General features: G+C 57.6%; 22 protein-coding genes and 1 pseudogene. 10 read left to right on the top strand and 13 right to left on the bottom strand.

What is annotated here, in order from left to right; genetic code table 11:
• Positions 1-15: 15 nt before the first annotated feature.
• Genes B498_RS09145 through narI form a run of 5 tightly spaced genes read left to right on the top strand, consistent with a single transcriptional unit; the run spans position 16 to position 8,085 of the window.
• Entirely contained in the window at positions 16-1,404 is a 1,389-nt protein-coding gene (locus B498_RS09145) for a NarK family nitrate/nitrite MFS transporter (RefSeq protein ID WP_008501745.1), read from the top strand.
• A 27-nt stretch (positions 1,405-1,431) separates the two neighbouring features.
• Entirely contained in the window at positions 1,432-5,172 is a 3,741-nt protein-coding gene (locus B498_RS09140) for a nitrate reductase subunit alpha (protein ID WP_008501746.1), read from the top strand.
• Positions 5,169-6,713 (top strand): nitrate reductase subunit beta, encoded by a 1,545-nt coding sequence (gene narH / locus B498_RS09135; protein WP_008501747.1) that lies wholly within the window; start codon positions 5,169-5,171, stop codon positions 6,711-6,713. The genes B498_RS09140 and narH overlap by 4 nt, the downstream gene beginning before the upstream one ends.
• Positions 6,713-7,408, top strand: coding sequence for a nitrate reductase molybdenum cofactor assembly chaperone (gene narW, locus B498_RS09130; RefSeq protein WP_008501748.1), 696 nt, complete (start codon positions 6,713-6,715; stop codon positions 7,406-7,408). Before narH ends, narW begins: the two co-directional genes overlap by 1 nt.
• Complete coding sequence (narI, locus tag B498_RS09125) at positions 7,405-8,085, top strand: respiratory nitrate reductase subunit gamma (protein WP_008501749.1); 681 nt, start codon at positions 7,405-7,407, stop codon at positions 8,083-8,085. The genes narW and narI overlap by 4 nt, the downstream gene beginning before the upstream one ends.
• Before the next feature lie 86 nt (positions 8,086-8,171).
• Here the strand turns inward: narI and B498_RS09120 are convergent, their stop codons facing one another.
• Together B498_RS09120 and nhoA are read right to left on the bottom strand one after the other, a co-directional pair.
• Positions 8,172-8,621, bottom strand: a complete 450-nt coding sequence (locus B498_RS09120; RefSeq protein WP_008501750.1) for a hypothetical protein — start codon at positions 8,619-8,621, stop codon at positions 8,172-8,174.
• Between the two features lie 94 nt (positions 8,622-8,715).
• On the bottom strand, positions 8,716-9,561 hold the full coding sequence (gene nhoA / locus B498_RS09115; RefSeq protein WP_008501751.1) for an N-hydroxyarylamine O-acetyltransferase: 846 nt from the start codon (positions 9,559-9,561) through the stop codon (positions 8,716-8,718).
• Positions 9,562-9,669: 108 nt separating this feature from the next.
• Between nhoA and B498_RS09110 the strand changes: the two genes are divergently transcribed.
• From B498_RS09110 to B498_RS09105, 3 genes are all read left to right on the top strand, one after another.
• Positions 9,670-10,242, top strand: coding sequence for a flavin reductase family protein (locus B498_RS09110; RefSeq protein ID WP_008501752.1), 573 nt, complete (start codon positions 9,670-9,672; stop codon positions 10,240-10,242).
• Positions 10,243-10,368: 126 nt separating this feature from the next.
• Entirely contained in the window at positions 10,369-10,731 is a 363-nt protein-coding gene (locus B498_RS0121495) for a hypothetical protein (RefSeq protein ID WP_032622944.1), read from the top strand.
• Entirely contained in the window at positions 10,731-11,156 is a 426-nt protein-coding gene (locus tag B498_RS09105; RefSeq protein ID WP_008501753.1) for a DUF3828 domain-containing protein, read from the top strand. The genes B498_RS0121495 and B498_RS09105 overlap by 1 nt, the downstream gene beginning before the upstream one ends.
• A gap of 83 nt (positions 11,157-11,239) precedes the next feature.
• Here the strand turns inward: B498_RS09105 and fusA are convergent, their stop codons facing one another.
• Positions 11,240-13,339, bottom strand: a complete 2,100-nt coding sequence (gene fusA / locus B498_RS09100; protein ID WP_008501754.1) for an elongation factor G — start codon at positions 13,337-13,339, stop codon at positions 11,240-11,242.
• A 160-nt stretch (positions 13,340-13,499) separates the two neighbouring features.
• Between fusA and B498_RS09095 the strand changes: the two genes are divergently transcribed.
• The gene (locus B498_RS09095) at positions 13,500-13,799 is read left to right on the top strand and encodes an ArsR/SmtB family transcription factor (RefSeq protein WP_008501755.1); all 300 of its coding nucleotides are present in this window, start codon (positions 13,500-13,502) and stop codon (positions 13,797-13,799) included.
• Here the strand turns inward: B498_RS09095 and B498_RS09090 are convergent.
• Together B498_RS09090 and B498_RS09085 are read right to left on the bottom strand one after the other, a co-directional pair.
• Entirely contained in the window at positions 13,792-14,433 is a 642-nt protein-coding gene (locus B498_RS09090) for a helix-turn-helix domain-containing protein (protein ID WP_008501756.1), read from the bottom strand. The genes B498_RS09095 and B498_RS09090 overlap by 8 nt on opposite strands.
• Positions 14,434-14,554: 121 nt before the next feature.
• Positions 14,555-15,886: a 2-hydroxycarboxylate transporter family protein gene (locus tag B498_RS09085; RefSeq protein WP_008501757.1), complete on the bottom strand. Its 1,332-nt coding sequence runs from the start codon at positions 15,884-15,886 to the stop codon at positions 14,555-14,557.
• Positions 15,887-16,301: 415 nt separating this feature from the next.
• On the opposite strand from B498_RS09085, the gene B498_RS09080 reads away from it, so the two are divergent.
• A complete protein-coding gene (locus B498_RS09080; RefSeq protein WP_008501758.1) occupies positions 16,302-17,987 on the top strand; it encodes an NAD-dependent malic enzyme in 1,686 nt (561 codons plus the stop codon).
• A gap of 44 nt (positions 17,988-18,031) precedes the next feature.
• Here the strand turns inward: B498_RS09080 and B498_RS09075 are convergent, their stop codons facing one another.
• From B498_RS09075 to B498_RS23380, 8 genes and pseudogenes are all read right to left on the bottom strand, one after another.
• Positions 18,032-19,033: a Kdo(2)-lipid IV(A) acyltransferase gene (locus B498_RS09075; RefSeq protein WP_008501759.1), complete on the bottom strand. Its 1,002-nt coding sequence runs from the start codon at positions 19,031-19,033 to the stop codon at positions 18,032-18,034.
• A gap of 184 nt (positions 19,034-19,217) precedes the next feature.
• Positions 19,218-19,448, bottom strand: a complete 231-nt coding sequence (gene pptA, locus B498_RS09070; RefSeq protein WP_008501760.1) for a tautomerase PptA — start codon at positions 19,446-19,448, stop codon at positions 19,218-19,220.
• A 37-nt stretch (positions 19,449-19,485) separates the two neighbouring features.
• Positions 19,486-20,103, bottom strand: coding sequence for a glutathione S-transferase family protein (locus B498_RS09065; protein ID WP_008501761.1), 618 nt, complete (start codon positions 20,101-20,103; stop codon positions 19,486-19,488).
• Between the two features lie 41 nt (positions 20,104-20,144).
• Entirely contained in the window at positions 20,145-21,032 is an 888-nt protein-coding gene (locus B498_RS09060; RefSeq protein WP_008501762.1) for an ABC transporter substrate-binding protein, read from the bottom strand.
• A gap of 9 nt (positions 21,033-21,041) precedes the next feature.
• Entirely contained in the window at positions 21,042-21,815 is a 774-nt protein-coding gene (locus B498_RS09055) for an amino acid ABC transporter ATP-binding protein (protein ID WP_008501763.1), read from the bottom strand.
• Entirely contained in the window at positions 21,799-22,725 is a 927-nt protein-coding gene (locus B498_RS09050; protein WP_008501764.1) for an amino acid ABC transporter permease, read from the bottom strand. The genes B498_RS09055 and B498_RS09050 overlap by 17 nt, the downstream gene beginning before the upstream one ends.
• A 9-nt stretch (positions 22,726-22,734) precedes the next feature.
• Positions 22,735-23,244: a GNAT family N-acetyltransferase gene (locus B498_RS09045; protein ID WP_008501765.1), complete on the bottom strand. Its 510-nt coding sequence runs from the start codon at positions 23,242-23,244 to the stop codon at positions 22,735-22,737.
• A 9-nt stretch (positions 23,245-23,253) separates the two neighbouring features.
• Positions 23,254-25,517 (bottom strand): annotated as a pseudogene (locus B498_RS23380) (NtaA/DmoA family FMN-dependent monooxygenase).
• Between the last annotated feature and the right edge of the window lie 5 nt (positions 25,518-25,522).

Below are 25,522 nucleotides of genomic sequence, written 5' to 3' on the forward strand. Positions count from 1 at the left end.
GAGCAAGAGGGTGATATGTCACAACAAAGTGAGAAGAGTAATCCGCATCTGTTAAGTAACTGGAAACCGGAAAATGTGCAATTTTGGGAAAACAAAGGAAAACATATCGCGCGAAGAAACCTGTGGATTTCTGTCGCCTGTTTGCTGTTAGCGTTTTGCGTCTGGATGTTATTTAGCGCCATTGCCGTCAATCTGAATAAAGTCGGATTTAATTTCACCACCGATCAACTTTTTATGCTAACGGCATTACCTTCTCTCTCCGGCGCGATATTGCGCGTCCCCTATTCGTTTATGGTGCCCATATTTGGCGGACGATATTGGACGGTATTGAGTACCGTCATCCTGATCATTCCCTGCGTCTGGCTGGGGATTGCCATTCAGAACACCGCGACGCCTTACTGGATTTTTATCGTGATTGCCCTGCTCTGCGGCTTTGCAGGCGCCAACTTTGCCTCCAGCATGGGCAACATCAGCTTCTTCTTCCCCAAGGCAAAACAGGGTAGCGCGCTCGGTATTAACGGCGGGCTCGGCAACCTGGGCGTCAGCGTGATGCAGCTGGTCGCGCCGCTGGTGATCTTCCTGCCGATGTTTACCTTCCTGGGCGTGGAGGGCGTACCGCAGGATGACGGTTCCACCCTGTGGCTGGCCAATGCGGCCTGGATATGGGCGCCGCTGCTGCTGCTGGCCACCCTTGCGGCCTTCTTTGGAATGAACGATATCGCCAGCTCCAAGGCCTCTATCGCCAGCCAGCTCCCGGTGCTGAAGCGCTTTCATCTCTGGCTGCTGAGCCTGCTTTATCTGGCGACCTTCGGCTCGTTTATCGGCTTCTCGGCGGGCTTTGCCATGCTGTCAAAAACCCAGTTTCCGGACGTCAACATTCTGCACCTCGCCTTCTTTGGCCCTCTAATCGGTGCGCTGGCGCGTTCGGCGGGCGGGATGATCTCTGACAAACTGGGCGGCGTGCGGGTCACGCTGATTAACTTCGTTTTTATGGCCCTCTTCAGCGCCCTGATCTTCCTGACGCTGCCCGGCTCTGGCTCCGGCAGCTTTGTCGCGTTCTATCTGGTCTTTATGGGGCTGTTCCTCACCGCCGGGCTCGGCAGCGGATCGACCTTCCAGATGATCGCGATTATCTTCCGCCAAATCACGCTCGACCGCGTCAAAAAACAGGGCGGCACGGACGAGCAGGCGCAGCACGAAGCGGTGACAGAGACCGCCGCCGCGCTGGGCTTTATCTCCGCTATCGGCGCCGTTGGCGGGTTCTTCATTCCCAAAGCCTTTGGCACCTCGCTGGCGATGACCGGATCGCCGGTCGGCGCCATGAAGGTGTTCCTCGTGTTTTACATCGTCTGCGTGCTCGTTACCTGGCTGGTGTATGGCCGCAAATCCGCAAAACAAGAATAACTACACGTCCGAAGCAGGAGAAATGTCATGAGCAAACTGTTGGATCGCTTTCGTTATTTCAAAACAAAGGGGGACAGCTTCGCCAACGGGCACGGGCAGGTATATAACACCAACCGCGACTGGGAGGACGGCTACCGTCAGCGCTGGCAGTTCGACAAGATCGTGCGCTCCACCCACGGCGTGAACTGTACCGGCTCCTGCAGCTGGAAGATTTACGTTAAAAACGGCCTCGTGACCTGGGAAACCCAGCAGACCGACTATCCGCGCACCCGCCCTGACCTGCCCAACCACGAACCGCGCGGCTGCCCGCGTGGCGCAAGCTACTCGTGGTATCTCTATAGCGCCAACCGTCTTAAATACCCGCTGGTGCGCCGCAGGCTGATTGAGCTGTGGCGCGAGGCGCTGGCGCAGCATACCGATCCGGTGCTGGCCTGGGACGCCATCCAGAGCGATCCGCAAAAGGCGCAAAGCTACAGGAAGGCACGGGGTAAAGGCGGGTTTATCCGCTCGAACTGGAAAGAGCTGAACCAGCTGATTGCCGCCGCCAACGTCTGGACCATCAAAAACTATGGTCCGGACCGCGTGGCCGGTTTTTCCCCTATTCCGGCGATGTCGATGGTCTCCTACGCCGCCGGCACGCGCTATCTTTCCCTGCTGGGCGGTACCTGCCTGAGCTTCTACGACTGGTACTGCGACCTGCCGCCGGCGTCGCCGATGACCTGGGGCGAGCAGACCGACGTGCCGGAGTCCGCCGACTGGTACAACTCCAGCTACATCATTGCCTGGGGCTCGAACGTGCCGCAGACGCGTACTCCGGACGCCCATTTCTTCACCGAGGTGCGCTACAAGGGCACCAAAACCGTCGCCATCACGCCGGACTTCTCGGAAGTCGCGAAGCTGAGCGACCAGTGGCTGGCCCCCAAACAGGGCACCGACAGCGCCCTCGCCATGGCGATGGGCCACGTGATCCTCAAAGAATTTCACCTCGATAACCCAAGCGACTACTTCCTTAACTACTGCCGCCGCTATACCGATATGCCGATGCTGGTGCTGCTGGACGAGCAGGAAGACGGTCGCGTGGTGCCGGGACGTATGCTGCGCGCCTCGGACCTTGTCGACGGGCTGGGGGAAGCCAATAACCCGGAGTGGAAGACCGTCGCCTTTGATATCGCCGGAAATCTGGTAGTACCAAACGGCTCCATCGGCTTTCGCTGGGGAGAAAAAGGCAAATGGAACCTGGAGCCACAGGCTGCGGGCCACGACACCGAACTGACGCTGTCGCTGCTCATTACCCACGACAGCGTGGCCGATGTCGCCTTCCCCTACTTTGGCGGCAACGAGAACCCGCATTTCCGCAGCGTGAAGCAGGAGCCGGTGCTGACGCGCCGCGTGCCGAGCAAAACCCTGACCCTCGCCGACGGCAGCGAGAAGCGCGTGGTCAGCGTTTACGATCTGGTGCTGGCGAACTACGGTCTCGACCGCGGTCTGGAGGACAGCAACGCCGCAGAGAGCTATGACCAGGTCAAAGCCTATACCCCCGCCTGGGGCGAGCAGATCACCGGCGTGCCCGCCCGGCTGATTGAAAAAATCGCCCGCGAGTTTGCCGACACGGCGCACAAAACCCACGGCCGGTCGATGATCATTCTCGGTGCAGGGGTGAACCACTGGTACCACATGGACATGAACTACCGCGGGATGATCAACATGCTGGTCTTCTGCGGCTGCGTCGGGCAGAGCGGCGGCGGCTGGTCGCACTATGTCGGCCAGGAGAAGCTGCGCCCGCAAACCGGCTGGCTGCCGCTGGCCTTCGCGCTGGACTGGAACCGCCCGCCGCGCCAGATGAACAGCACCTCCTTCTTCTACAACCACGCCAGCCAGTGGCGCTACGAGAAGCTGACCGCGCAGGAGCTGCTCTCTCCGCTGGCGGACGCCTCGAGGTTCACCGGCCACCTGATTGATTTCAACGTCCGCGCCGAGCGCATGGGCTGGCTGCCGTCGGCGCCGCAGCTCAACCTCAACCCGCTGCACATCAAAGCCCGCGCGGACGCGGCGGGCATCACGCCGCAGGCGTACACCGTTCAGGCGTTAAAATCGGGCGATATCCGCTTCGCCTGCGAGCAGCCGGACAACGGCAAGAACCATCCGCGCAACCTGTTCGTCTGGCGCTCTAACCTGCTCGGCTCGTCCGGGAAAGGCCACGAGTACATGCTGAAATACCTGCTCGGCACCGAGAGCGGGATTCAGGGCGAGGATTTGGGCTCAACCGACGACGTGAAGCCTGAGGAAGTGGAGTGGCAGACCGCCGCCATTGAGGGCAAGCTCGACCTGCTGGTGACGCTCGACTTCCGCATGTCCAGCACCTGCCTGTTCTCGGATATCGTCCTGCCGACCGCCACCTGGTATGAAAAAGACGATATGAATACCTCGGACATGCATCCGTTTATTCACCCGCTCTCGGCCGCCGTCGACCCGGCGTGGGAGTCCCGCAGCGACTGGGAGATCTACAAGGGCATCGCCAACGTCTTCTCCGAGGTCTGCGTCGGGCATCTCGGCACCGAAACCGACGTGGTGTTACAGCCGCTACAGCACGACTCCCCCGCGGAGCTGTCGCAGCCGTTTGATATTCAGGACTGGCGCAAAGGGGAATGCGATCTGATCCCCGGTAAAACGGCGCCGAACATCGCGGTCGTCGAGCGGAACTACCCGGAAACTTACGAACGCTTCACCGCCCTCGGCCCGCTGATGGACACGCTCGGCAACGGCGGGAAAGGCATATCGTGGAACACGCAGAGCGAGGTCGATTTCCTCGGAAAGCTCAACTACGTCAAGCTCGACGGCCCGGCGAAAGGCCGCCCGCGCATTGAAACTGCCATTGACGCTTCAGAGGTGATCCTCGCCCTTGCGCCGGAAACCAACGGCCAGGTGGCGGTGAAGGCCTGGGAAGCGCTCGGCGAGCTGACCGGGCGCGATCACACCCATCTGGCGCTGAACAAGGAAGATGAGAAGATCCGCTTCCGCGATATCCAGGCGCAGCCGCGTAAAATCATCTCCAGCCCGACCTGGTCCGGCCTGGAGAGCGAGCACGTCTCCTATAACGCGGGCTATACCAACGTCCACGAGCTGATCCCGTGGCGTACCCTTTCCGGCCGCCAGCAGCTGTATCAGGATCATCCCTGGATGCGCGCCTTCGGCGAAAGTCTGGTGGCCTATCGTCCACCGATTGACACCCGCAGCGTCACCCATATGCGCGAGATCCCGCCGAACGGCTTCCCGGAAAAAGCGCTCAATTTCCTGACGCCGCACCAGAAATGGGGCATTCACTCCACCTACAGCGAAAACCTGCTGATGCAGACCCTGTCGCGCGGCGGCCCCATCGTCTGGATCAGCGAAACCGACGCCCGCGAGCTGGGCATTGAGGACAACGACTGGATCGAGGCCTTCAACGCCAACGGCGCCCTCACCGCCCGCGCGGTGGTCAGCCAGCGCGTGCCGCCGGGCATGACCATGATGTACCACGCTCAGGAGCGCATCCTGAACATTCCGGGCTCAGAGGTGACCGGACGGCGCGGCGGGATCCACAACTCTGTCACCCGCGTCTGCCCGAAACCGACGCATATGATCGGCGGCTACGCCCAGCTGGCGTACAGCTTCAACTATTACGGCACCGTCGGCTCCAACCGCGACGAGTTCATCATGATCCGCAAAATGAAAAACATTAACTGGCTGGACGGCGAAGGTCGGGATCAGGTCCAGGAGGCGAAAAAATGAAAATACGCTCACAGGTTGGCATGGTTCTGAATCTCGATAAATGCATCGGCTGCCACACCTGCTCGGTCACCTGCAAGAACGTCTGGACCGGGCGTGAAGGGATGGAATATGCGTGGTTCAACAACGTGGAGACCAAACCGGGGATCGGCTATCCGAAAAACTGGGAGGATCAGGAGGAGTGGCAAGGCGGCTGGATCCGGGGCATTCACGGCAAGCTGACCCCACGCCTCGGCGGCAAAATGGGCGTGCTGTCGAAGATTTTCGCCAACCCCGTCCTGCCGCAGATTGACGATTATTACGAACCCTTCACCTTTGACTATCAGGATCTGCACCGCGCCCCGGAGGGGGATCATCTCCCTACCGCCCGCCCGCGCTCGCTGATTGACGGCAAGCGGATGGACAAAATCGTCTGGGGCCCCAACTGGGAGGAGCTGCTGGGGGGCGAGTTCGAAAAACGCGCCCGCGACCGTAACTTCCAGAAGATCCAGAAGGAGATGTACGGCCAGTTCGAAAATACCTTCATGATGTACCTGCCGCGCCTGTGCGAGCACTGTCTCAACCCGAGCTGCGTGGCCACCTGTCCGAGCGGCGCCATCTACAAGCGCGAAGAGGACGGCATTGTGCTGATCGACCAGGACAAATGCCGCGGCTGGCGCCTGTGCATCAGCGGCTGTCCCTACAAGAAAATCTACTTCAACTGGAAGAGCGGCAAGTCTGAAAAATGCATCTTCTGCTACCCGCGCATTGAGTCCGGCCAGCCGACCGTCTGCTCGGAAACCTGCGTCGGGCGCATCCGCTATCTCGGCGTGCTGCTGTATGACGCGGACCGTATTGAAGAGGCGGCCAGCACAGAGCATGAAACCGATCTGTACGAGCGCCAGTGCGACGTGTTCCTCAACCCGAACGATCCGGCGGTCATTGAGGAAGCGCTGAAGCAGGGTATTCCGCAGAACGTGATTGACGCCGCCCAGCGTTCCCCGGTCTACAAAATGGCGATGGACTGGAAGCTGGCTCTGCCGCTGCACCCGGAATACCGCACCCTGCCGATGGTCTGGTACGTGCCGCCGCTGTCGCCGATCCAGTCCTACGCGGACGCCGGCGGCCTGCCGCAGAGCGACGGCGTTCTTCCCGCAGTCGAAAGCCTGCGCATTCCGGTGCAGTATCTGGCGAACATGCTCAGCGCGGGCGATACCGGCCCGGTGCTGCGCGCGCTGAAGCGCATGATGGCAATGCGTCACTACAAGCGTTCCCAGACCGTGGAAGGCGTGACCGATACCCGCGCCATTGAAGAGGTCGGCCTGACCGAAGCGCAGGTTGAGGAGATGTACCGCTATCTGGCGATTGCCAACTACGAAGACCGCTTCGTGATCCCGACCAGCCACCGCGAAATGGCGCGCGACGCCTTCCCGGAGAAAAACGGCTGCGGCTTCACCTTCGGCGACGGCTGCCACGGCTCCGATACGAAATTCAACCTCTTCAACAGCAGCCGCATCGACGCGATCAACATCACCGAGGTGCGCGAACATGGGGAGGGAGAGTAATGCAGATCCTCAAAATCATCGCGCTGCTGATCGAGTATCCCGATGAGACCCTGTGGGAAAACCGTGATGAAGCGCTTTCGTTAATTGCGCAGGACGCGCCCTTGCTGCTGCCGTTTGCCCGGCAGCACCTGAGCGCCCCGCTGCTGGATAAACAGGCCGAATGGTGCGAAGTGTTTGAGCGCGGTCGCGCGACGTCGCTGCTGCTGTTCGAGCACGTTCACGCCGAGTCCCGCGATCGCGGCCAGGCGATGGTCGACCTGATGAGCCAGTATGAGAAAGCGGGTCTTGAGCTGGACTGCCGCGAGCTGCCGGACTACCTGCCGCTCTACCTGGAATACCTGAGCATCGTATCCGATGACGAAGCGCGTGACGGGCTGCAAAACGTCGCACCAATTCTGGCGCTGATTGGCGGCCGCCTGAAACAGCGCGGCGTGGCGCACTATCAGCTGTTTGACGCTCTGCTGGCGCTGGCGGGAACGCGGCTTTCCAGCGACAGCGTGGCGAAACAGGTGTCCGGTGAAAAACGGGATGATACCCGTCAGGCGCTGGACGCCGTGTGGGAAGAGGAACAGGTGAAGTTTATCGAAGACAACGCCACATCGTGCGACAGCTCGCCGATGCAGCAATATCAACGACGCTTTAGCCAGGACGTCGCGCCGCAGTACGTGGACGTCAGCGCCGGAGGCCCAAAATGACACACTACCTGAACGTGTTTTTCTATGACATTTATCCGTACATCTGCGCCACCGTGTTTTTCCTCGGCAGCTGGTTGCGCTACGACTACGGACAGTACACCTGGCGCGCCTCGTCAAGCCAGATGCTCAGCAAGCGCGGGATGAACTGGGCCTCTAACCTGTTTCATATCGGGATTCTGGGGATCTTCTTCGGGCACCTGTTCGGCATGTTAACCCCGCACTGGATGTACGCCTGGTTTTTACCCGTCGCGGTTAAGCAGCAGTTGGCCATGATTGCGGGCGGAATTTGCGGCGTGCTGACGCTGATCGGCGGGTCGATGCTGCTGATTCGCCGCTTGTTCAACCAGCGGGTGCGTGCCACCTCCACCACACCGGATATCATCATTATGAGTATCCTGCTGATACAGTGCATCCTCGGGCTTTCAACCATTCCTTTCTCCGCGCAATATCCTGACGGAAGCGAGATGATTAAGCTGGTGGGCTGGGCGCAGGGGATCGTGACGTTTAAGGGCGGTTCATCAGAAATGCTGAGCGGCGTGGCGCCGATCTTCCGCGTGCATCTGGTGTTGGGGATGACGATCTTCCTCATCTTCCCCTTCACCCGCCTGGTGCACGTGTGGAGCGCGCCGTTTGAGTACTTTACGCGGCGGTATCAGGTGGTGAGATCGCGCCGTTGATTTGTCGGGTGGCGGCTACGCCTTACCCGACCTACGTTCACACGCATGTAGGCCCGGTCAGGTGTAGACGCCACCGGGCCGCAATGTCAGAACAAAGTACTTCCGCTGACGACTGAAATAACCAACAGCAGAAGCAACACTGCGACAATCAGACCAAAAGCCAGTAACGCCGCATGAAAAGCGAGCGTGGCCCCGGAAAAAAACAGTGCACCACTCACCCCCCATCTGTTCTCTTTGCGCATCCCAGCCGTGAAGGCAAGCCCTAATGCCACAACGGATAAAATGATTCCGCTATTGATAAGAATGCTGTCGATATCGAACGCTTTCTTTTTTGCCTCAACGACCGGCTGTTCTCCCTTTATGCCAGCAATGATCCCTTTTTTTACCGCCGAAACCTTTTCAGCCACAACAATTTCAAGCGCCGTCGACTTTGTCGAAAAAGGACCAAAGGTGAACTGCACTAATGAGAGAAGCAGTGCAATAACCCCGAGTAACATTCCCACTGAACTGAATTTATTCCGCAACAAGATTTCCATATCAGCATGCCTTTGACGATGTTTAAACTAATCTGCCGGGTGGCGGCCTGTGTTCGATCACCCGTAGGCCCGGTAAGGCGTAGCCGCCACCGGGCTATTTCCCGGCCTGCGGATGCGTATCAAACCCCGCCATCACCGCCGTCAGCTCGGCCAGGGTAAAGCCGTGCTTCGGGTCATCAACGCCCAGGCCAAACCGCTCCTGCAGCAGCTTATACAGCGCCTCCGCATCCGGCAAATGGATCTGCTCCTCCACATGACCGTTCTGCCAGTGGGTAAAGTTGAAGTTGGTCAGCGTCAGCTTGCCGCCGTCCGGCAGATGGCGGCACATCAGCAGATGATGGCGGAAATGCGACTGCGGCCAGTGCGCCGACCAGAAATTCCCCATCACGTAATCGCTGAAATACTGCGTCGTCAGGTCAAAGTGGTACATCGACTGCCAGTGCTCGTGGTGGCGGAACTGCAGCACCCAGTCGTTGCCCTCGCTCAGCAGACGATACAGACCGTGCGGCGTTTCCTGCTCCTCGTTAGCGAGTAAACGAATCGGCGCCGTCAGCGTCTGGCCGCCAAACCCCACGTCGGCAATCCAGCGCTCACCGTTAAGCTCCACCAGCAGCAGGCGGTGCGTGCGCGGCGGCATTTGCGGCGGGCTCGCTAATACCACGCGCCCCAATACGCTGCGCACGGTAAACCCTACGTCACGCAATACCCGCTCAAACAGGCCGTTTTGCTCAAAGCAGTATCCCCCACGGCGGGCGGTCAGCAATTTGTCGACCAGACACTGGTCTTCGAGATGGATTTCGCGCGGCAGGGCGACATCGATATTCTCAAACGGGATCGCGCAGTTGTGATGTATATGCAGTGCGCGCAGGGTGTCTATATCAGCAGAAGCCGGTTGCTTCCAGCCGATGCGGGCGAAATAGGCGGTCAGAAAGGGGGACATATATCAGTTTCCTTTGATAGTGATGCTGTGTTTATAAACTAATTCTACGCGCTCACTTTGATTTACGTGCTTTTTCGTCATACTCATCGTTACAGATGAGGAGATCCTATGAGCCACTTTCGCCCTGTTGAATTACGTCATGCCAGCCGTCTGCTGAACCACGGTCCTACCGTACTGATTACCAGTCGTGATGAAACGCTCGACAGACGTAACGTTATGGCCGCCGCATGGTCCATGCCCGTTGAGTTTGAACCGCCACGCATCGCGATAGTCGTGGATAAAAGTACCTGGTCACGCGAGCTTATCGAACGCAGCGGGAAATTTGGCATCGTCATTCCCGGCGTGGCGGCGGCCAACTGGACTTACGCGGTGGGCAGCGTCAGCGGGCGCGACGAGGACAAATTCAACTGTTACGGGATCCCGGTCGTGAATGGCCCGGAGCTCGGCCTGCCGGTCATTGAAGAGAAATGCCTGGCGTGGATGGAATGCCGGTTATTACCCGTGACCTCTGCGGCAGAGAAATATGACACGCTGTTTGGTGAAGTGGTTTCAGCGGCAGCGGATGAGCGGGCCTTTATTGCCGGACGCTGGCAGTTTGACGGGGATAAGCTCAATACCCTGCATCATCTTGGAGCCGGGACGTTTGTGGCGAGCGGGAAGATGGTGAAGGCGCTGGATTGATATTCTTAATCATATCCTACTGAATTATAGTAAATTTCTATGGCACTTTATGTTTACTCTTGCGTGGTAAAACGGAGGATATTTCCAGAGTTGCAGCATCATCACTCTCGCATTAAGGAAATATCAATGACATGGAATAAAGATGGCGCAATCTCGTATGCCAAATCACACGCCCAACCGAAGAGTACGGGGTATTGTGCTCACTACGTCACCGAAGCGATCAGAACGGGGGGAAGATTAAAAATCCCCAATACGCGTCTGGCAAAAGATATGGGGCGGACATTGGTCAACGCTGGCTTTCGCCTGGTATACGATCAACCTCATGCCGGTGACGTAGCCGTTATCCAAAATATTGCGGGTCACGATAGAGGGCACGTTTGCCTATACGATGGTCAGCAATGGATCAGCGATTTTGTACAACACTCTCTTTATCCAGGACAGGCTTACCGAAACAAACAGCCTCATTACGAACTGTTCAGGCATGACTAATGAAAACACTCTTCTTTTTACTCTGCACCCTGTCTCCGTTTGCTGTCGCAGATAACATTTATGCACCGGGACAGGCTGCGCTCAAATTCAATCAATGGTATATCGCTCAGCTGAAGCAGGAAAAACCGCCAGTTCTGAATCCAGACATTATGAATGAATACGTTGCCTCAGGGACTATTGCTGCAATTAAGGAGATGTATTCAGGAGACAGTAACGAAAAAGACATGCCCGATGCGGATATGTTCATTAAAGCGCAGGACTGGGATGAGGACTGGGATCAGATAACCGTTCTGCATTCTGATTTTGATGCCGTTTGCACCAACGTTTATGTCGCATTCGGTCAGAAACAAGATCACGTTGTCGCAGATTGTCTCGTTCAGGAAAAAGGAAAATGGAAAGTTCGTTCGGCCACGCTGATTAAGTAACCACGGGCCAGGGAAAGAAGCGCCCCCTCGTGAGGGTGAAAAAGCACAGGGTAGCCTGGCAGCTACCCTGTACAATTACTTAACTACTTCGCACGCCGTGCAATAATCTCATCCGCAACATTCCGCGGGGCTTCCGCAAAATGATGGAACTCCATCGTATACGTCGCGCGTCCCTGGGACATCGAGCGCAATGTCGTGGCATAACCAAACATCTCCGCCAGCGGCACGTCAGCGCGAATAATCTGGCTGCCGTACTGCTCAGCCATCCCCTGCACCATGCCGCGGCGGGAAGAGAGATCGCCCATGATGTTACCGGCGTACTCTTCCGGTGTTTCCACCTCCACGTGCATGATCGGCTCAAGGATCGCCGGATCCGCCCTGCGGGCGCCCTCTTTAAAACCGAGGATCGCCGCCATGCGGAACGCCATCTCCGAAGAGTCGACGTCGTGATACGAGCCAAACGTCAGCGTCGCTTTAACATCGACGACCGGATAGCCCGCCAGCACGCCGCTGTTCATCGCTTCCCGCAGCCCTTTCTCAACGGACGGGATATACTCGCGCGGCACCACGCCGCCCTTGGTGGCATCTTCAAATTTAAAACCACTTCCGGGCTCCAGCGGCTCCAGACTCAGGACCACATGGCCGTACTGCCCTTTACCGCCGGACTGTCGGACAAATTTGCCTTCGATGTCCTTCACCGTTTTACGCAGGGTTTCACGGTAGGTCACCTGCGGACGACCGATATTTGCCTCGACGCCAAACTCACGCTTCATGCGGTCGACGATAATCTCAAGGTGTAGCTCACCCATCCCGGAGATAATGGTCTGACCGGACTCTTCGTCAGTGTGCAGGCGGAAAGACGGATCTTCCGCCGCCAGACGCTGCAGCGCAATGCCCATTTTCTCCTGATCGCCTTTGGTTTTCGGCTCAATCGCCAGCGAAATCACCGGATCCGGGAACTCCATGCGTTCAAGCGTAATGACGGCGTTCGGATCGGTGAGCGTGTCACCGGTGGTCACGTCTTTCAGCCCGACGCAGGCCGCGATATCCCCGGCGCGCAGTTCATCCACCTCGTGGCGATCGTTGGCATGCATCAGTACGATTCGCCCGATGCGCTCTTTCTTCCCTTTCACCGGGTTATACACCGCGTCGCCTTTACGCAGCACGCCAGAGTAGACGCGGATAAAGGTCAGCTGCCCGACGTACGGGTCGCTCATCAGCTTGAACGCCAGCGCCGAGAACGGCTCATCATCGCTCGGGTGACGCTCCGCGTGCTGCCCTTTTTCATCCACGCCATCAATGGCCGGCACGTCCAGCGGCGACGGCATCAGCTCGATCACCGCATCGAGCATGCGCTGTACACCTTTGTTTTTGAACGCGCTGCCGCACAGCATCGGCTGGATTTCCCCGGCAATGGTGCGAATACGTAGCCCTTTGATAATTTCCGCTTCCGTCAGGTCGCCGGTTTCCAGGTATTTGTCCATCAGTTCATCGCTGGCTTCCGCCGCCGCAGAGACCATTTTTTCCCGCCATTCCTGGGCGGTACTGGCTAAATCGTCCGGCACGGGGGCATAGGTAAACACCATACCCTGCGTCGCATCGTCCCACAGAATGGTGCGCATTTTGATCAGATCCACCACGCCGGTGAAATGATCTTCGGCACCCACCGGGATGACAATCGGCACCGGATTGGCCTTCAGGCGTTCCTGCATCATCCGCACGACGCGGAAGAAGTCGGCACCCGGACGGTCCATTTTGTTGACGAAGGCCAGACGCGGTACGTGATATTTATTGGCCTGACGCCAGACGGTTTCCGACTGCGGCTGCACGCCGCCCACGGAGTCATACACCATCACGGCACCGTCGAGTACGCGCATGGAACGTTCCACCTCAATGGTGAAATCCACGTGCCCCGGGGTGTCGATGATGTTAATCCGGTGCGGCTCATAGCCTCTGTCCATGCCTGGCCAGAAGCAGCTAACCGCCGCGGACGTAATGGTGATCCCGCGCTCTTGCTCCTGCGCCATCCAGTCAGTGGTTGCCGCGCCATCGTGTACTTCACCCAGCTTGTGGCTCATCCCGGTATAAAACAGGATGCGCTCGGTGGTGGTGGTTTTACCGGCATCGATATGCGCGGAGATACCGATGTTGCGATAACGTTCGAGAGGGATGGGTCGGGGCATGATATTTCCTTAGTCAGTATGACGTGTTTGTGACGACCAGGATGGTCGTGCATTCGTTCGTTTGCTATAATAGTCCTATTGTACGAGTATTATCGAACTATTTTTTAAGGGTTGACCTATTGTTGATATAGCTCAATCTGACGCCATACGCAGGAAAACGATGATCCCTAACCACCCTGAAACTGAACAAATACTGCTGGAAAATGTGCTGTTTGCCCTCGGCAACCCGCTCCGGCTATCGATTATTCGCCGGCTCGCCGACGGCAGCGAACTGAGCTGTAACGCGCTGCGCCCGGAGGACGTGGTGAAGTCCACGATGACCCATCACTGGCGCGTATTGCGCGACAGCGGGGTCATCTGGCAGCGTCCGCAGGGACGCGAAAACATGATTTCATTGCGACGAGACGATCTGGATACCCGTTTTCCGGGGCTGATGGCGATCCTGCTGCAGGTTAAGTAATTTGAGTTCCTTCCAGGCGATAGACCGGGACCTGCCGGGTTGTTTTGGTAAGCGTATCGAACACCTCGGCGTTGGACGTCACGATCCGCATCCCTGTTTTGCGTAACCGTTGTACATCAGCCGCGATGCGCTGAATGCCAAACCAGAAAAGCCCGTCAAGCGCGGTTACAGACAGCCCGTTGTCCAGCGCCAGTTTGAGGCGCTCCTTTGGCGCTTTCACCTGCTGGGCAATTTGTCGGTAAGACGCTTCCGTCGCGCCCGTGGCGTCACTGCGCTGGATCCGCGTCTTCAGGTGATAGGTAAACTCGTCAGGTATGCCGTCCAGATCCCGTTTAAGGCTGTAGACGCAGCCAAAGCGCTTGCCGTTAAACAGAACATTTTTCTGACTGAGCTGAAGCTCTTTCCTGACGGCATCAATCAACTGGGGCGCACGGGTGAGAAGCAGCCTGAAGGGCAGCTCGAAGCTGGTAACGTAATCCACATTAAGCAACGCGAGGCGCAGCCGCTCCTCTGCACCGGCCTTTTGCTCACGACACTCCTCCAGAACCTCTGCCCACTGGCGCGTCAGGCGCTCCGGTTCGGCAGCTTCGGTCAGGAGATATTTTTCAATCTGATAATCAACTCTTCTGGTCATCGTGTGTTATCCCGTCGCTGTGGCTGCGGTAATTCTATACAGCGCGGTGAGTTTTATAAAGGACTGAACCGCAGCGACACGCTGTAAATGTCGTTGCGATTCAGTATCCTGACGATTCGAATCAGTGCGCCATAATCCAGCCCATCAGCAGCGTGGCGAAAATCACCGTTGAGGCACCGCCAATACGCGTCGCGATCTGCGCGAACGGCATAAGCGACATGCGGTTGGAGGCGGACAGAATGGCCACATCTCCCGTACCGCCCAGCCCACTGTGGCAGCAGGTTACAATCGCCGCTTCCACAGGGTACATATTCAGACGCGACGCAATCACGTAGCCGCTCAGCGCCATCGCAATCACCACCGATCCGCATACCACTACATAGCCCACCGAGAAGACCGACACCACGCTTTCAAGCGGCACGTATAGCATCCCGAGGCCGATCATCAGCGGCCAGACCAGCGCAGCCGAAACGAATTTATAGCAGCTGTGCGCCCCCTGCTCCATTGAGGCCGGGATCACCCTGAAGTATTTACACAGGACGGCAATCAGGATCATCAGCACCGGGCCGGGAATATGGACCAGTTTTTCAAACAAGCCTCCGACGATGAAAAACGCGCACACCATCAGCAATCCGCCGCCCATCAGATGAAAATCCGTCTGCTGAGCGCCAGGCGCCCCGGCGAACAGGCTGGCGTCGTCTTTACTCCGCGTGAGCATGCCGTTTCCCGAAAGCGAAGGACGTTTCGTCCCGAGACGCGCCAGCGAGCCGGCACAAATAATGGCGAAGATATTTCCGACGACCGCAGCGGGAGCCAGCTGCGCCACGAAGACGTCCGGCGTCTGCCCCAGGATTGCCGAATAGGCCAGAGACAGGGGCAAAATCCCCTCGCCAATTCCACCGCCAATGATAGGGACAATGATAAAGAAGAAGGTGTGGTAAGGCGTATACCCAAACAGCGTTCCCACAATAAGCCCGCTCAGCACGGCCATCAGTGTCCCCGCCACCAGCGGAACAAACATGCGCATCATGCCCTGGATCAGCAGCACCCGGTTCATCCCCAGGATGCTGCCGACCACCAGGCAGGCGATGACGAAATAGAGCAGATTCGCCTCCTTCATCAGCAGATGCACCGTATCAAGGGTTTGTTTCCCGAATGCGCCAAAATAGACCAGCACGGAAGGCACCATCAGACACAGGATCGCCGGGCCGCCGATGTCCTTCAGCACGGGGATTTGACGCCCCACTTTGGCAAACGCAAAGCCAAGGGTCATGATGACCGCCAGTCCGCCTATCATATTTTTCGGCAGCAGCCCTGCCCAGGCGGACGTCGCCACAATCGCGGCAATCCCGACGAACAGCATCAGCGGAACCGCGCCCACCTCGGTCGTGTTAAGCCCAAAAGCAAAACGCGAGGTCGACAGCGCGGAAGTCGGTACAGGATTATCTTTCATATAATCACCTGAAATTTGTGTTCGGATATACAGAGAAAGGAATAAGCGGAAAACTATTCCTGATTCGAATAAATGTTCTTAAATAGAAAATAATGACTTTGGTGGCCTTTTCTCAAAAACAGGCTCAGCGTGAAATTAACATGGGCTTTCGAAGAGAAATGTGAACACAACAGCCCTTTCCTTTTAAATAATTTAATTCATTATTATGTAACTAAAGTTATTCATGGCATTCAATGCAATTCTTTTGAAATTAATAAAACCAGAAATAATGTGACCCTTATCACTCCTGCTACGTTAGCTAAGCGCTAAATTAGCTCCCCAACAAAACACAGAAAACTCCGTGTCTTTATCATCCTTAAAGTCACTGTTTTTGCTAGTCTTATTTCTGTTTCGTTTAAATATTCAGGAGTTAACCATGTCTCGTAAAGACGTTCTGTACACGCCCTATAATGGCGCCGTACTGCTGGAAAATCCGTTATTAAATAAAGGCCTCGCCTTTATTAAGGAAGAGCGGGATAATTTTAATCTGCATGGGTTATTGCCGCATAACGTTGAAACCATTGAGGAGCAAACGGAGCGTACCTGGGTGCAGTTCTGCCATTTTAAAAGCGATATTTCCCGCCATGTTTATTTGCGCAATATTCAGGACACCAATGAAACCCTCTTTTACAACCTCTTGCGTTCGCATCTGAAAGAGACGTTACCGATTATCTATACCCCGACAGTGGGTGAAGCCTGCGAGCATTTCTCCACGATTTATCGCCGCGCGCGCGGCTTGTTTATTTCATGGCCTAACCGCCACCGCATTGATGAGATGCTGCAAAGCTTCTCGCGCAACGACGTTCGGGTGATTGTGGTAACGGACGGAGAACGCATTTTAGGCCTCGGCGACCAGGGTATCGGCGGTATGGGCATACCGATTGGCAAGCTGTCGCTCTATACCGCCTGCGGAGGGATCCATCCGGCCTCCACCCTGCCGATTATGCTGGATGTCGGCACCAATAATCAGCAACACCTCGACGACCCGATGTACATGGGCTGGCGTCACCCGCGCATCAGCGATGACCAGTACGCTGAATTTATGGATATGTTTATCAGTACGGTTAAGGCGCGCTGGCCCAACGTCCTCCTGCAGTTTGAAGACTTTGCGCAGAAAAACGCCACCCGACTTCTGCAGCGCTACCGCGACCAGCTGTGCTGCTTCAATGATGATATCCAGGGCACGGCAGCCGTCACCGCAGGGACGCTGATCGCGGCAGCCCACGCGGCGGGGACGCGCATTCGCGATCAGCGCGTGGTGTTCCTGGGCAGCGGCTCTGCCGGATGCGGGATTGCTGAAAAAATTGTGGCGCTGATGGTCGATGACGGCCTGAGCGAGTCGGAAGCCCGCAGCCGGATCTTTATGGTCGATCGCTTCGGCCTGCTGACCGACGACATGACCAACCTGCTCGATTTCCAGAAAAACCTGCTTACCGCGCGCGACGCCGTAAGCCGCTGGCAGGTAGACGCGAAGAATATTTCCCTGCTGGACGTGGTGAAAAACGCACATCCCACGGTGATGATCGGCGTTTCAGGCCAGCCGGGGCTGTTCAGCGAAGAGATCGTCAAAGAGATGCATCGCCACTGTCCGCGCCCGATTATCATGCCGCTCTCGAACCCAACGTCACGGGCGGAGGCCCAGCCGCAGGACCTAATCGCCTGGACCCAGGGTGCCGCGCTGGTGGCCACCGGCAGTCCGTTCGCCCCGGTATTCTGGGAGAATGCGCACTATGAGATTGCCCAGTGTAACAACGCCTATATCTTCCCGGGCCTTGGGCTGGGCGTGCTGGCCTGTAACGCGCGCCGGGTGACGGAAGAGATGCTGATGGCAGCAAGCCGCAGCCTGGCCGCGCAGTCTCCGCTCGTGACCACGGAAAGAGGAGGATTACTGCCGCCGGTAGATCAGATTGAAACGGTTTCACGCCAGATTGCCGTTGCCGTCGCCCGGGCCGCCATTGAACAAGGCGTGGCGCCAGCGTTAGATGATGAAACCCTGATGGCGCGTATCGAGAAAACCTGGTGGCAGGCGGACTATGCGCCGTACCGCCGATCCGCGCTGTAGCGTCGGTCATGCCCTCACCGCAGGGTGAGGGCATCGCTGTGGTGTCAGTGCTGTATGCCTGAACGGTCAGAAAAATCGCTGGCGGTGAGACTATCACCCCGAGTTGCCGCCTGTTTCAGACGGGCATACCGGTCAGGTACCCCTTCAGGACGGGTTTTGAAGCGACGGTGCAGCCACATATATTGTTCAGGCGCCATGCGTACGGCCTGCTCAATTGCCCTGTTCATCTGCGTCGCCACGGCTTCTTTATCGCCGCCCTGCATCGCCTCGCTGATATCCTCCAGAATAATCAGCTCGTAACCGGTGCCATCCGCCCTGCGGCGCGGCACAAAGGGGATAACGGCAGGGTTAGCGCTTTTGACCAGCATATAGCTGCCCGCCGTCGTCGCGGCATCCGGCACCGCAAAGAACGGCACAAACACGCTGTTGGTTTTGCCATAGTCGTGATCCGGGGCGTACCACAAAATTTCATTCTGCTTCAGCGCGCGGATCATGCCCTTTAAATCATGGCGATCGAGCATGGTTTTGTTGGAGCGCAGGCGCCCGCGCGTCTGAAGCCAGTCCAGCAGAGCATTGTTATTAGGGCGATAGACCCCGATACCGGGGTTAAGCATGCCAAATATCCGCGCGCCCAGCTCAAGGGTCAGAAAATGTATCCCTACCAGCACCACGCCTTTTCCCTGCGCCCTCGCCTTTTCCATGTGCTCATAACCCTGCACGGTAAAGCATTTCTTTACCCGCCACGCAGGCCAGAACCATGCCATTCCGGTTTCGATTACCCCCATTCCAACCGATTCAAAATTACGCTGCAGCAATGACTCGCGTTCATCCTTTTTCATCTCCGGGAAACAAAGCTCCAGGTTGCGGCGGGCAATCTCAACGCGGCGAGGCAGTAAGCGCATCGCCAGTCGACCCAGGCCATGACCGATTCTGAACAGAAGCGGATAAGGGAGCAGCATGATGAGCCACAGAGCCGCAATGCCGGCCCAGCTTAGCCAGTAACGGGGATGAAGAAAGGCGAATGAAAAACGGGGTAATTTTGTCATCAGAAAATTATCCTTTAACGTGTCTGTCCTTAATTGATTCTGTTGGAGATCTTTCCTAAGGATGAATAATATGCCAGTCAGAAACGTTAATTGTAGCGGATAAGACAAAACGCATTTTTATCGATTTTTGCGAAAAACGGGAAGACGAGCCGGGAAGGATTTATCCGCTCCCCGGCAGAAGATCTTACATCGAATACCCGGGCTTCTTAATAAGCTCCTCCAGCTTCGGTCCAATTTCGGTATCCCAGACCTGCGCCTTCCAGTCTTCAGGCGCGATCTGCTTCAACGCCACCGACACGGAACTGTCTTTGCTGTTGAAATGGCGAATAATCACGTCAGCAATATCTGCCGCCAGGGCAGCTTTCTGTTCGTCGTTTAAATCACGGGGAAAACATTTAATATCTACGTGTGGCATGTGCAGGCTTCCGGTTGTGAATGTGGGTTCCACGTTATCAGATAATTTTGTTTGCCTTTAACACCTTGTGCAGTTCCGGTCGCTGGCATACGGCGTCCGCAATCGCCGTGAATTTAGGGGTATTTTCGGCAAACCAGGCGTGACGGGGCCCCCAGGTGCGCGCCACCGCAATATACACATCCAGCAGCGTCAGCCGTTCCCCCAGCGCAAACGGGGCAGCCTTAAGCTGGCTTTCGAACCACAAATAGAGGGATTTCCGGTATGCGATGCAGTTTTTCTGCAGCTGTTCCGGCGCATCCGGCACCCAGCGTTCGGGATAGTCTGCATAGGTAAACGTGGGATAGACGTTGGCTACGAACCAAATGAGCAAACGCTGAAACGGCTGACGTTCAGCCTGCCCCACGGGCGGGGCGAGATCGGGACACCGGTCGAGCACCATCAGGGCAATCGCCGCCGTTTCGGTCATGATGGCGCCATTTTCCAGCTCCAGCGTCGGCACCTGGCACAGCGGATTGAGCTTGTGCAGCAATTCACGCTGCGGACCGGGCTGGTCAAACCCGTCCACGTTGATGAATTGATAAGGGATATCAGCCAGGGTCAGCATCACCTCACTGATTGCCGAGCCCCAGCCGGGTACGCCATAAAGTTTAATCATGTTGCCCCCTCAGGAGTGAAAATCCTAAGTGTAGAGCACCATTAGTAGGTTATCCCAGGCGGGTTGACCTCCGATTGCGTCACCGCTTCGCCCTGCTCGCCCCAGCGCGCCAGCACCTTCTGGTACTCTCCGCGCTCAATCGCACCGTTCAGCGCGGCCTGCAGGGCATAAACCAGTTGATTGCCTTTTTTGGTCGTGGTGGCGACATAAGCTTTCTTCGGCCCTAAACCGACCACGCGGGTTTTGCCGGTGAGCGCCGCTTTGTAAGCTGAAACCGACTGGGGGCCGAAGAACACATCCGCCCTGCCGGACTGGATATAGAGATTGCCCGAGGCATCGTCGTGAAGATAGACCGGCAGCGCAGGCGCCCGCCCCGCCTTTTTATTCTCTTCGTTCCAGCCCAGCAGGATGCGCTCCTGATTGGTACCCGAGCCGACAATCACCCTTTTACCGGCCAGATCTTCCGCGCTTTTGATTGACTGAATCTCGCTGGTGGATTTCACCGAAAATGCCAGCGAATCGACGCGGTAGGTCGCAAAATCAAACTTCTCTTTACGCTGTTCGGTCACCGCAATGTTCACCAGCGCCACGTCGTAGCGCCCGGAAGCGATCCCCAGCGGCCAGTCTTCCCACGCCGTCGGCACCAGCTTTAGCTTCAGCCCCAGGCTGCCCGCCAGCAGGCGGGCAATATCCGGGTCGCTGCCGATCCGCGTGCGGTTATCGCTGGCCAGCAGCGCCAGCGGCGGGGAGTTCAGCATCGAGACGGCGACCGTCAGCGTACCTGGCTCAACGAATTTATACCCGGCGGGGATCTTCGCCACGGCCTGCCGATCCACCGTCACCGGCAGCGGCTGCTCGTTGGCTTTCAAATCAATGCTGGCGTGGCTCGCCGTCGTGAAGACCAGCCCCGCCAGAAGTCCATATTTCATTGGCACTCCTTACAAGACTTTGGAGAGGAACTGGCGCGTTCGCGCATGTGACGGACGGTTTAATACCTCGTCACTGCTGCCCTGCTCGACGATTTTTCCGTCGACCATAAACACCACCTGATCCGCCACTTCCCGGGCAAAGCCGATCTCGTGGGTCACTACCACCAGAGTGGTGCCGGACCGGGCCAGTTTTTTGATCACGTCCAGCACTTCCCCTACCAGCTCCGGATCCAGCGCCGAGGTGGGTTCATCAAACAGCATCACGCGGGGACGTAACGCCAGCGCGCGGGCAATGGCAATGCGCTGCTGCTGGCCGCCGGAGAGATGGCGGGACCAGGCGTCGGCTTTATCCCGCAGCCCGACCACGTCCAGCAGGCTGTACGCGCTTTCCACCGCCTCTTTTTTGCTGAGCTTTTTATGCGCGATGGGCGCCTCAATCAGGTTTTCCAGCACCGTGAGATGGGGAAAGAGATTGAAGTTCTGGAACACATAGCCCACGTTGACGCGCTGTTTGAGGATCTCTTTCTCCTTCAGCTCGTAGAGCTTGTCGCCCTGACGACGGTAGCCAATGTAGTCCCCGTCGATCTGAATAAAACCTTCGTCGACGCGCTCCAGGTGGTTTATGGTGCGCAGCAGCGTCGATTTTCCCGACCCGGACGGCCCGAGGATGACCGTCACGGATCCCGGCGGGATCTCAAGCGACACGTTGTCGAGCGCCTTATGGCGTCCAAAATATTTGCTGACGCCGGTAATCGAGATATGTCCTTCAGGAGAGGCTTGCATGGATAGGCTCCTGTGCTGGCGTGGTGGTGACGGAACGGGTACGACGGGCGGCACGGTTCTGATTAACCGCTGAGCGGCGTTCGCTGCGGGCAAGTGCGCGTTCAACACCGTACTGGATAGCGGACAGGACGGTGGTGATCGCCAGGTACCAGGCGGCACCGACCATCAGCAGCGGGATCACCTCCTGCGTGCGGTTGTAGATCATCTGGATGGTATAGAACAGCTCCGGCATTGCCAGGACGTAGACCATCGCTGTGCCCTTGGCGAGGCTGATGATTTCATTGAACCCCGACGGCAGAATGGTACGCAGCGCCTGAGGCAAAATGATGCGCACCGTGCGGCGCCAGGCCGGCAGGCCGAGCGCGGCGGCGGCCTCATACTGCCCGTGATCGACCCCGAGGAAACCACCGCGAATGATCTCGGCGGTATAGGCGCTCTGCACCAGCGTTAGCCCCACCACGGCGGTAGAGAACTGCCCCAGCACGTTGATGGTTTCAAAACTGCCCCAGGTAATACCGGTGAACGGCACGCCGAGCGAAAGCGTGTCGTAGAGATAGGAAAAGTTGTACAGGATAATCAGCACGACGATCAGCGGCAGCGACCGAAACAGCCAGATGTACGCCCACGCCAGGCTGCTCAGCAGCCAGGATGAAGAGAGTCTCGCCAGCGCCAGCATGCCGCCAAACACCACGCTCAGCACGGTGCCGATCAGCGTCAGCAGCAGGGTCTGCCCGACGCCTTCGAGGATCACCGGGTCGAAGAACCAGCGGGCGAACACCGCCCACTCCCAGCGCGGGTTAAAGGCGACTGACTGAATCACGACCGCCAGGACAAACAGCGCCACCGCGGCGCCGACGGCCCGCAGCGGATAACGCGCCGGGACCACCTTAATGGTTTCAACGTTGCTCATCGTCGTTCCTCATGCGGTTTTGCTGAACGCTTCACGTACCAGCGTTTTGGTGAAACGCAGCCGACCGTCAAACGGCGGCTGGCTATACTCTTCCGGATCGCGGTTCAGATCGAACTGCGGCTGATAGCCCTGGCTGAGATAGAGCCTGACCGCCTCCGGCTGACGAAAGCCGGTTGTCAGGTAGATTTGGCTGTACCCTGCCAGCACCGCCCTGCGCTCAAGCTCCTGCACTACGCGCCCGGCAAGCCCCTGCTGACGCAGGGTTTTGTCCGTCCAGATGCGTTTGATTTCCGCGGTGCGTTCGTCGAACGGTTTGTACGCGCCGGTGGCGATAATCTTCCCGTCGCGCTCCAGGACGATAAACAGCCCCTGCGGCGCTAAATACCACTCGGTGAGCTCCACTTCCGCGTCTTTGGAAAAGTAGTCCCCGTAGCGGGCCGCATATTCACCGAACAGCCCCTCGATAATGGGCTGAAGTTCGGCATCTTCCGGTGAAACATCACGAAATCGTTCGCTCATCACGCCTCCTTAATCGCCCAGGCCCGCCGGGTTCACTTCGGACTGAGGAATGCGCTCAACCCCTTCTCCCCAGCGGTTCAGCACTTTGTCGTAATCGCCGTTTTTGATGACGCCGTTCAGCGCGGTCTGCACCGGCTCAACCAGCCCGCTGCCTTTTTTCAGCGTCACCGCGATGTGCGCCGCCTTCGGCCAGCCGCCGTCGACGCTGCCCACCAGTTTGGTTTTCCCGTTCAGCGCCGCTTTCCAGGCGCCAATCACGTTCGGGCCAAAGTAGGCATCCGCGCGCCCGGACTGCAGCGCCAGGGTTTGGGCCGCATCGTCTTTGGTGTAGATCGGGGTAAAGGGCTTCAGTCCCTTCTTCAGGTTTTCAGCATTCCATGCCAGCAGGATGGCCTCCTGGTTGGTGCCGGAGCCCACGATAATCTTCAGCCCGGCGATGTCTTCCGCCTTCTGAAGCGATTTGATCGGGCTGGTCGATTTCACGTAGAAACCGAGGGAATCCTTACGGTAGGTGGCAAAATCAAACTTCTGTTTGCGCTCTTTAGTGACGGTGATGTTGCTGATGGCGGCATCGTATTTCCCGGACGCGACGCCCAGCGGCCAGTCTTCCCAGGAGGTGGGCACCACGTTCAGCTCCAGCCCGAGGCTGTCGGCGACCAGACGCGCGACGTCAACTTCGCTTCCCAGCAGCGTTTTGTTGTCGTCGGAGAAGACCGTCAGCGGCGGCTGATTGAGTCCCGCCACCGCCACGGTAAATTTCCCCGGCACGGCAAAGCGATAGTCTTTCGGCAGCTGCGCCACTGCCTCGCTATTTTTCGCGGTGTTAATCGGCGTTTTATTGGCCTCGATGCTCACGCCGGTGCCGTTAATATTGACGTTCTCTGCCCAGACGGCAGGGGTAAAGGCCAGCGCGAGCGCCAGAACAAGCGATGATTTCTGCATAGCGGGGTTCTCTTTTATTGTTGTGTGTACTGGTTTTTCGGTTGGTCTAAGCCAAGGCTTTCGCGCAGCGTGGTGCCCGGGTAGTCGGTACGGAACAGCCCGCGAGACTGAAGAATCGGTACCACCTGGTCAACAAAGCGCGGGAAGGTGTCCGGCGTACCGCCCTGAATGATGAAGCCGTCTGCGGCATAACCTTCAAACCAGGCCTGAAGACCGTCAGCCACCTCCTCCGGCGTGCCGGAAAAGCGCGGGCGCGGCGAAGCGGCTTCAAGCGCCACCTGACGCAGGGTTAAGCTGCGTTCGCGGGCGTTACGCTTGATTTCATCCGTGGTGCTGCGGAAGCTGTTTTTGCCTAAGTCGCCGATATCCGGGAACGGCTCGTCGAGCGGATACTGGCTGAAATCGTGATGTTCGAAATAACGACCGAGGTAATTGAGGGCGTCATTAATCGACACCAGCGCCGCCGTGGTCTGGTACTGGTGTTCCACGTCATCGGCATCTTTCCCCACAATCACGCTAACGCCCTGGAAAATATGCAGATCCGACGCGCGGCGGCCGTTTGTTTCCAGCTGCTGTTTTACGTCCTGATAAAAGGCTTTTGCCTCGTCGAAGGTCTCGTGGTGGGTAAAAATGGCGTCGGCATGTTTCGCCGCCAGCTTTTTCCCGTCGTCCGACGCCCCGGCCTGAAAGACAATCGGGCGACCCTGCGGCGTGCGGCCAATATTCAGCGGACCGGCAACCTGGAAGAAGTCACCGTGGTGATCGAGCGTATGCAGTTTGGCCGGGTCAAAAAACTGGCCGCTCTCTTTGTTGCGGATAAACGCATCCCCTTCCCAGGAATCCCACAGCCCTTTCACCACGTCGAGATACTCATCCGCAATCCGGTAGCGCAGCGCATGCTCGGGGTGTTTTTCGCGGGAAAAGTTCTTTGCTGACCCTTCCAGCGGCGAGGTCACCACGTTCCAGCCCGCGCGGCCATTGCTCAGGTGATCGAGGCTGGCGAACTGGCGCGCCGTGGTAAAGGGCTCGCTGTAGGAGGTGGATAAGGTTCCCACCAGCCCCAGGCGCGAGGTAATGCTGGCCAGTGCGGAAAGCACGGTTAACGGTTCAAACCGATTCAGAAAATGGGGGATCGATTTCTCGTTGATATAGAGACCATCGGCCACGAAGAGGAAATCGAGCTTCCCTTCCTCGGCCTTTAACGCCGTCGCTTTCACGAAGTCAAAGTTAATACTGGCGTCGGCAATCGCCGCAGGATGGCGCCAGGCGGACATATTCCCGGATGCACCATGCAGAATGGTGCCCAGCCGCAGTTGTCGGGTTGCTGACATCTTTA

Origin of the sequence: Enterobacter sp. SST3, assembly GCF_000286655.1 — a bacterium.
Lineage (GTDB): Bacteria > Pseudomonadota > Gammaproteobacteria > Enterobacterales > Enterobacteriaceae > Enterobacter > Enterobacter roggenkampii.

Excerpts from the sequence above, each read along its gene's own strand:
- B498_RS09145 (WP_008501745.1), top strand. The coding sequence starts at position 16 with ATGTCACAACAAAGTGAGAAGAGTAATCCGCATCTGTTAAGTAACTGG.
- B498_RS09140 (WP_008501746.1), top strand. The coding sequence starts at position 1,432 with ATGAGCAAACTGTTGGATCGCTTTCGTTATTTCAAAACAAAGGGGGAC.
- narH (WP_008501747.1), top strand. The coding sequence starts at position 5,169 with ATGAAAATACGCTCACAGGTTGGCATGGTTCTGAATCTCGATAAATGC.
- narW (WP_008501748.1), top strand. The coding sequence starts at position 6,713 with ATGCAGATCCTCAAAATCATCGCGCTGCTGATCGAGTATCCCGATGAG.
- narI (WP_008501749.1), top strand. The coding sequence starts at position 7,405 with ATGACACACTACCTGAACGTGTTTTTCTATGACATTTATCCGTACATC.
- B498_RS09120 (WP_008501750.1), bottom strand. The coding sequence starts at position 8,621 with ATGGAAATCTTGTTGCGGAATAAATTCAGTTCAGTGGGAATGTTACTC.
- nhoA (WP_008501751.1), bottom strand. The coding sequence starts at position 9,561 with ATGTCCCCCTTTCTGACCGCCTATTTCGCCCGCATCGGCTGGAAGCAA.
- B498_RS09110 (WP_008501752.1), top strand. The coding sequence starts at position 9,670 with ATGAGCCACTTTCGCCCTGTTGAATTACGTCATGCCAGCCGTCTGCTG.
- B498_RS0121495 (WP_032622944.1), top strand. The coding sequence starts at position 10,369 with ATGACATGGAATAAAGATGGCGCAATCTCGTATGCCAAATCACACGCC.
- B498_RS09105 (WP_008501753.1), top strand. The coding sequence starts at position 10,731 with ATGAAAACACTCTTCTTTTTACTCTGCACCCTGTCTCCGTTTGCTGTC.
- fusA (WP_008501754.1), bottom strand. The coding sequence starts at position 13,339 with ATGCCCCGACCCATCCCTCTCGAACGTTATCGCAACATCGGTATCTCC.
- B498_RS09095 (WP_008501755.1), top strand. The coding sequence starts at position 13,500 with ATGATCCCTAACCACCCTGAAACTGAACAAATACTGCTGGAAAATGTG.
- B498_RS09090 (WP_008501756.1), bottom strand. The coding sequence starts at position 14,433 with ATGACCAGAAGAGTTGATTATCAGATTGAAAAATATCTCCTGACCGAA.
- B498_RS09085 (WP_008501757.1), bottom strand. The coding sequence starts at position 15,886 with ATGAAAGATAATCCTGTACCGACTTCCGCGCTGTCGACCTCGCGTTTT.
- B498_RS09080 (WP_008501758.1), top strand. The coding sequence starts at position 16,302 with ATGTCTCGTAAAGACGTTCTGTACACGCCCTATAATGGCGCCGTACTG.
- B498_RS09075 (WP_008501759.1), bottom strand. The coding sequence starts at position 19,033 with ATGACAAAATTACCCCGTTTTTCATTCGCCTTTCTTCATCCCCGTTAC.
- pptA (WP_008501760.1), bottom strand. The coding sequence starts at position 19,448 with ATGCCACACGTAGATATTAAATGTTTTCCCCGTGATTTAAACGACGAA.
- B498_RS09065 (WP_008501761.1), bottom strand. The coding sequence starts at position 20,103 with ATGATTAAACTTTATGGCGTACCCGGCTGGGGCTCGGCAATCAGTGAG.
- B498_RS09060 (WP_008501762.1), bottom strand. The coding sequence starts at position 21,032 with ATGAAATATGGACTTCTGGCGGGGCTGGTCTTCACGACGGCGAGCCAC.
- B498_RS09055 (WP_008501763.1), bottom strand. The coding sequence starts at position 21,815 with ATGCAAGCCTCTCCTGAAGGACATATCTCGATTACCGGCGTCAGCAAA.
- B498_RS09050 (WP_008501764.1), bottom strand. The coding sequence starts at position 22,725 with ATGAGCAACGTTGAAACCATTAAGGTGGTCCCGGCGCGTTATCCGCTG.
- B498_RS09045 (WP_008501765.1), bottom strand. The coding sequence starts at position 23,244 with ATGAGCGAACGATTTCGTGATGTTTCACCGGAAGATGCCGAACTTCAG.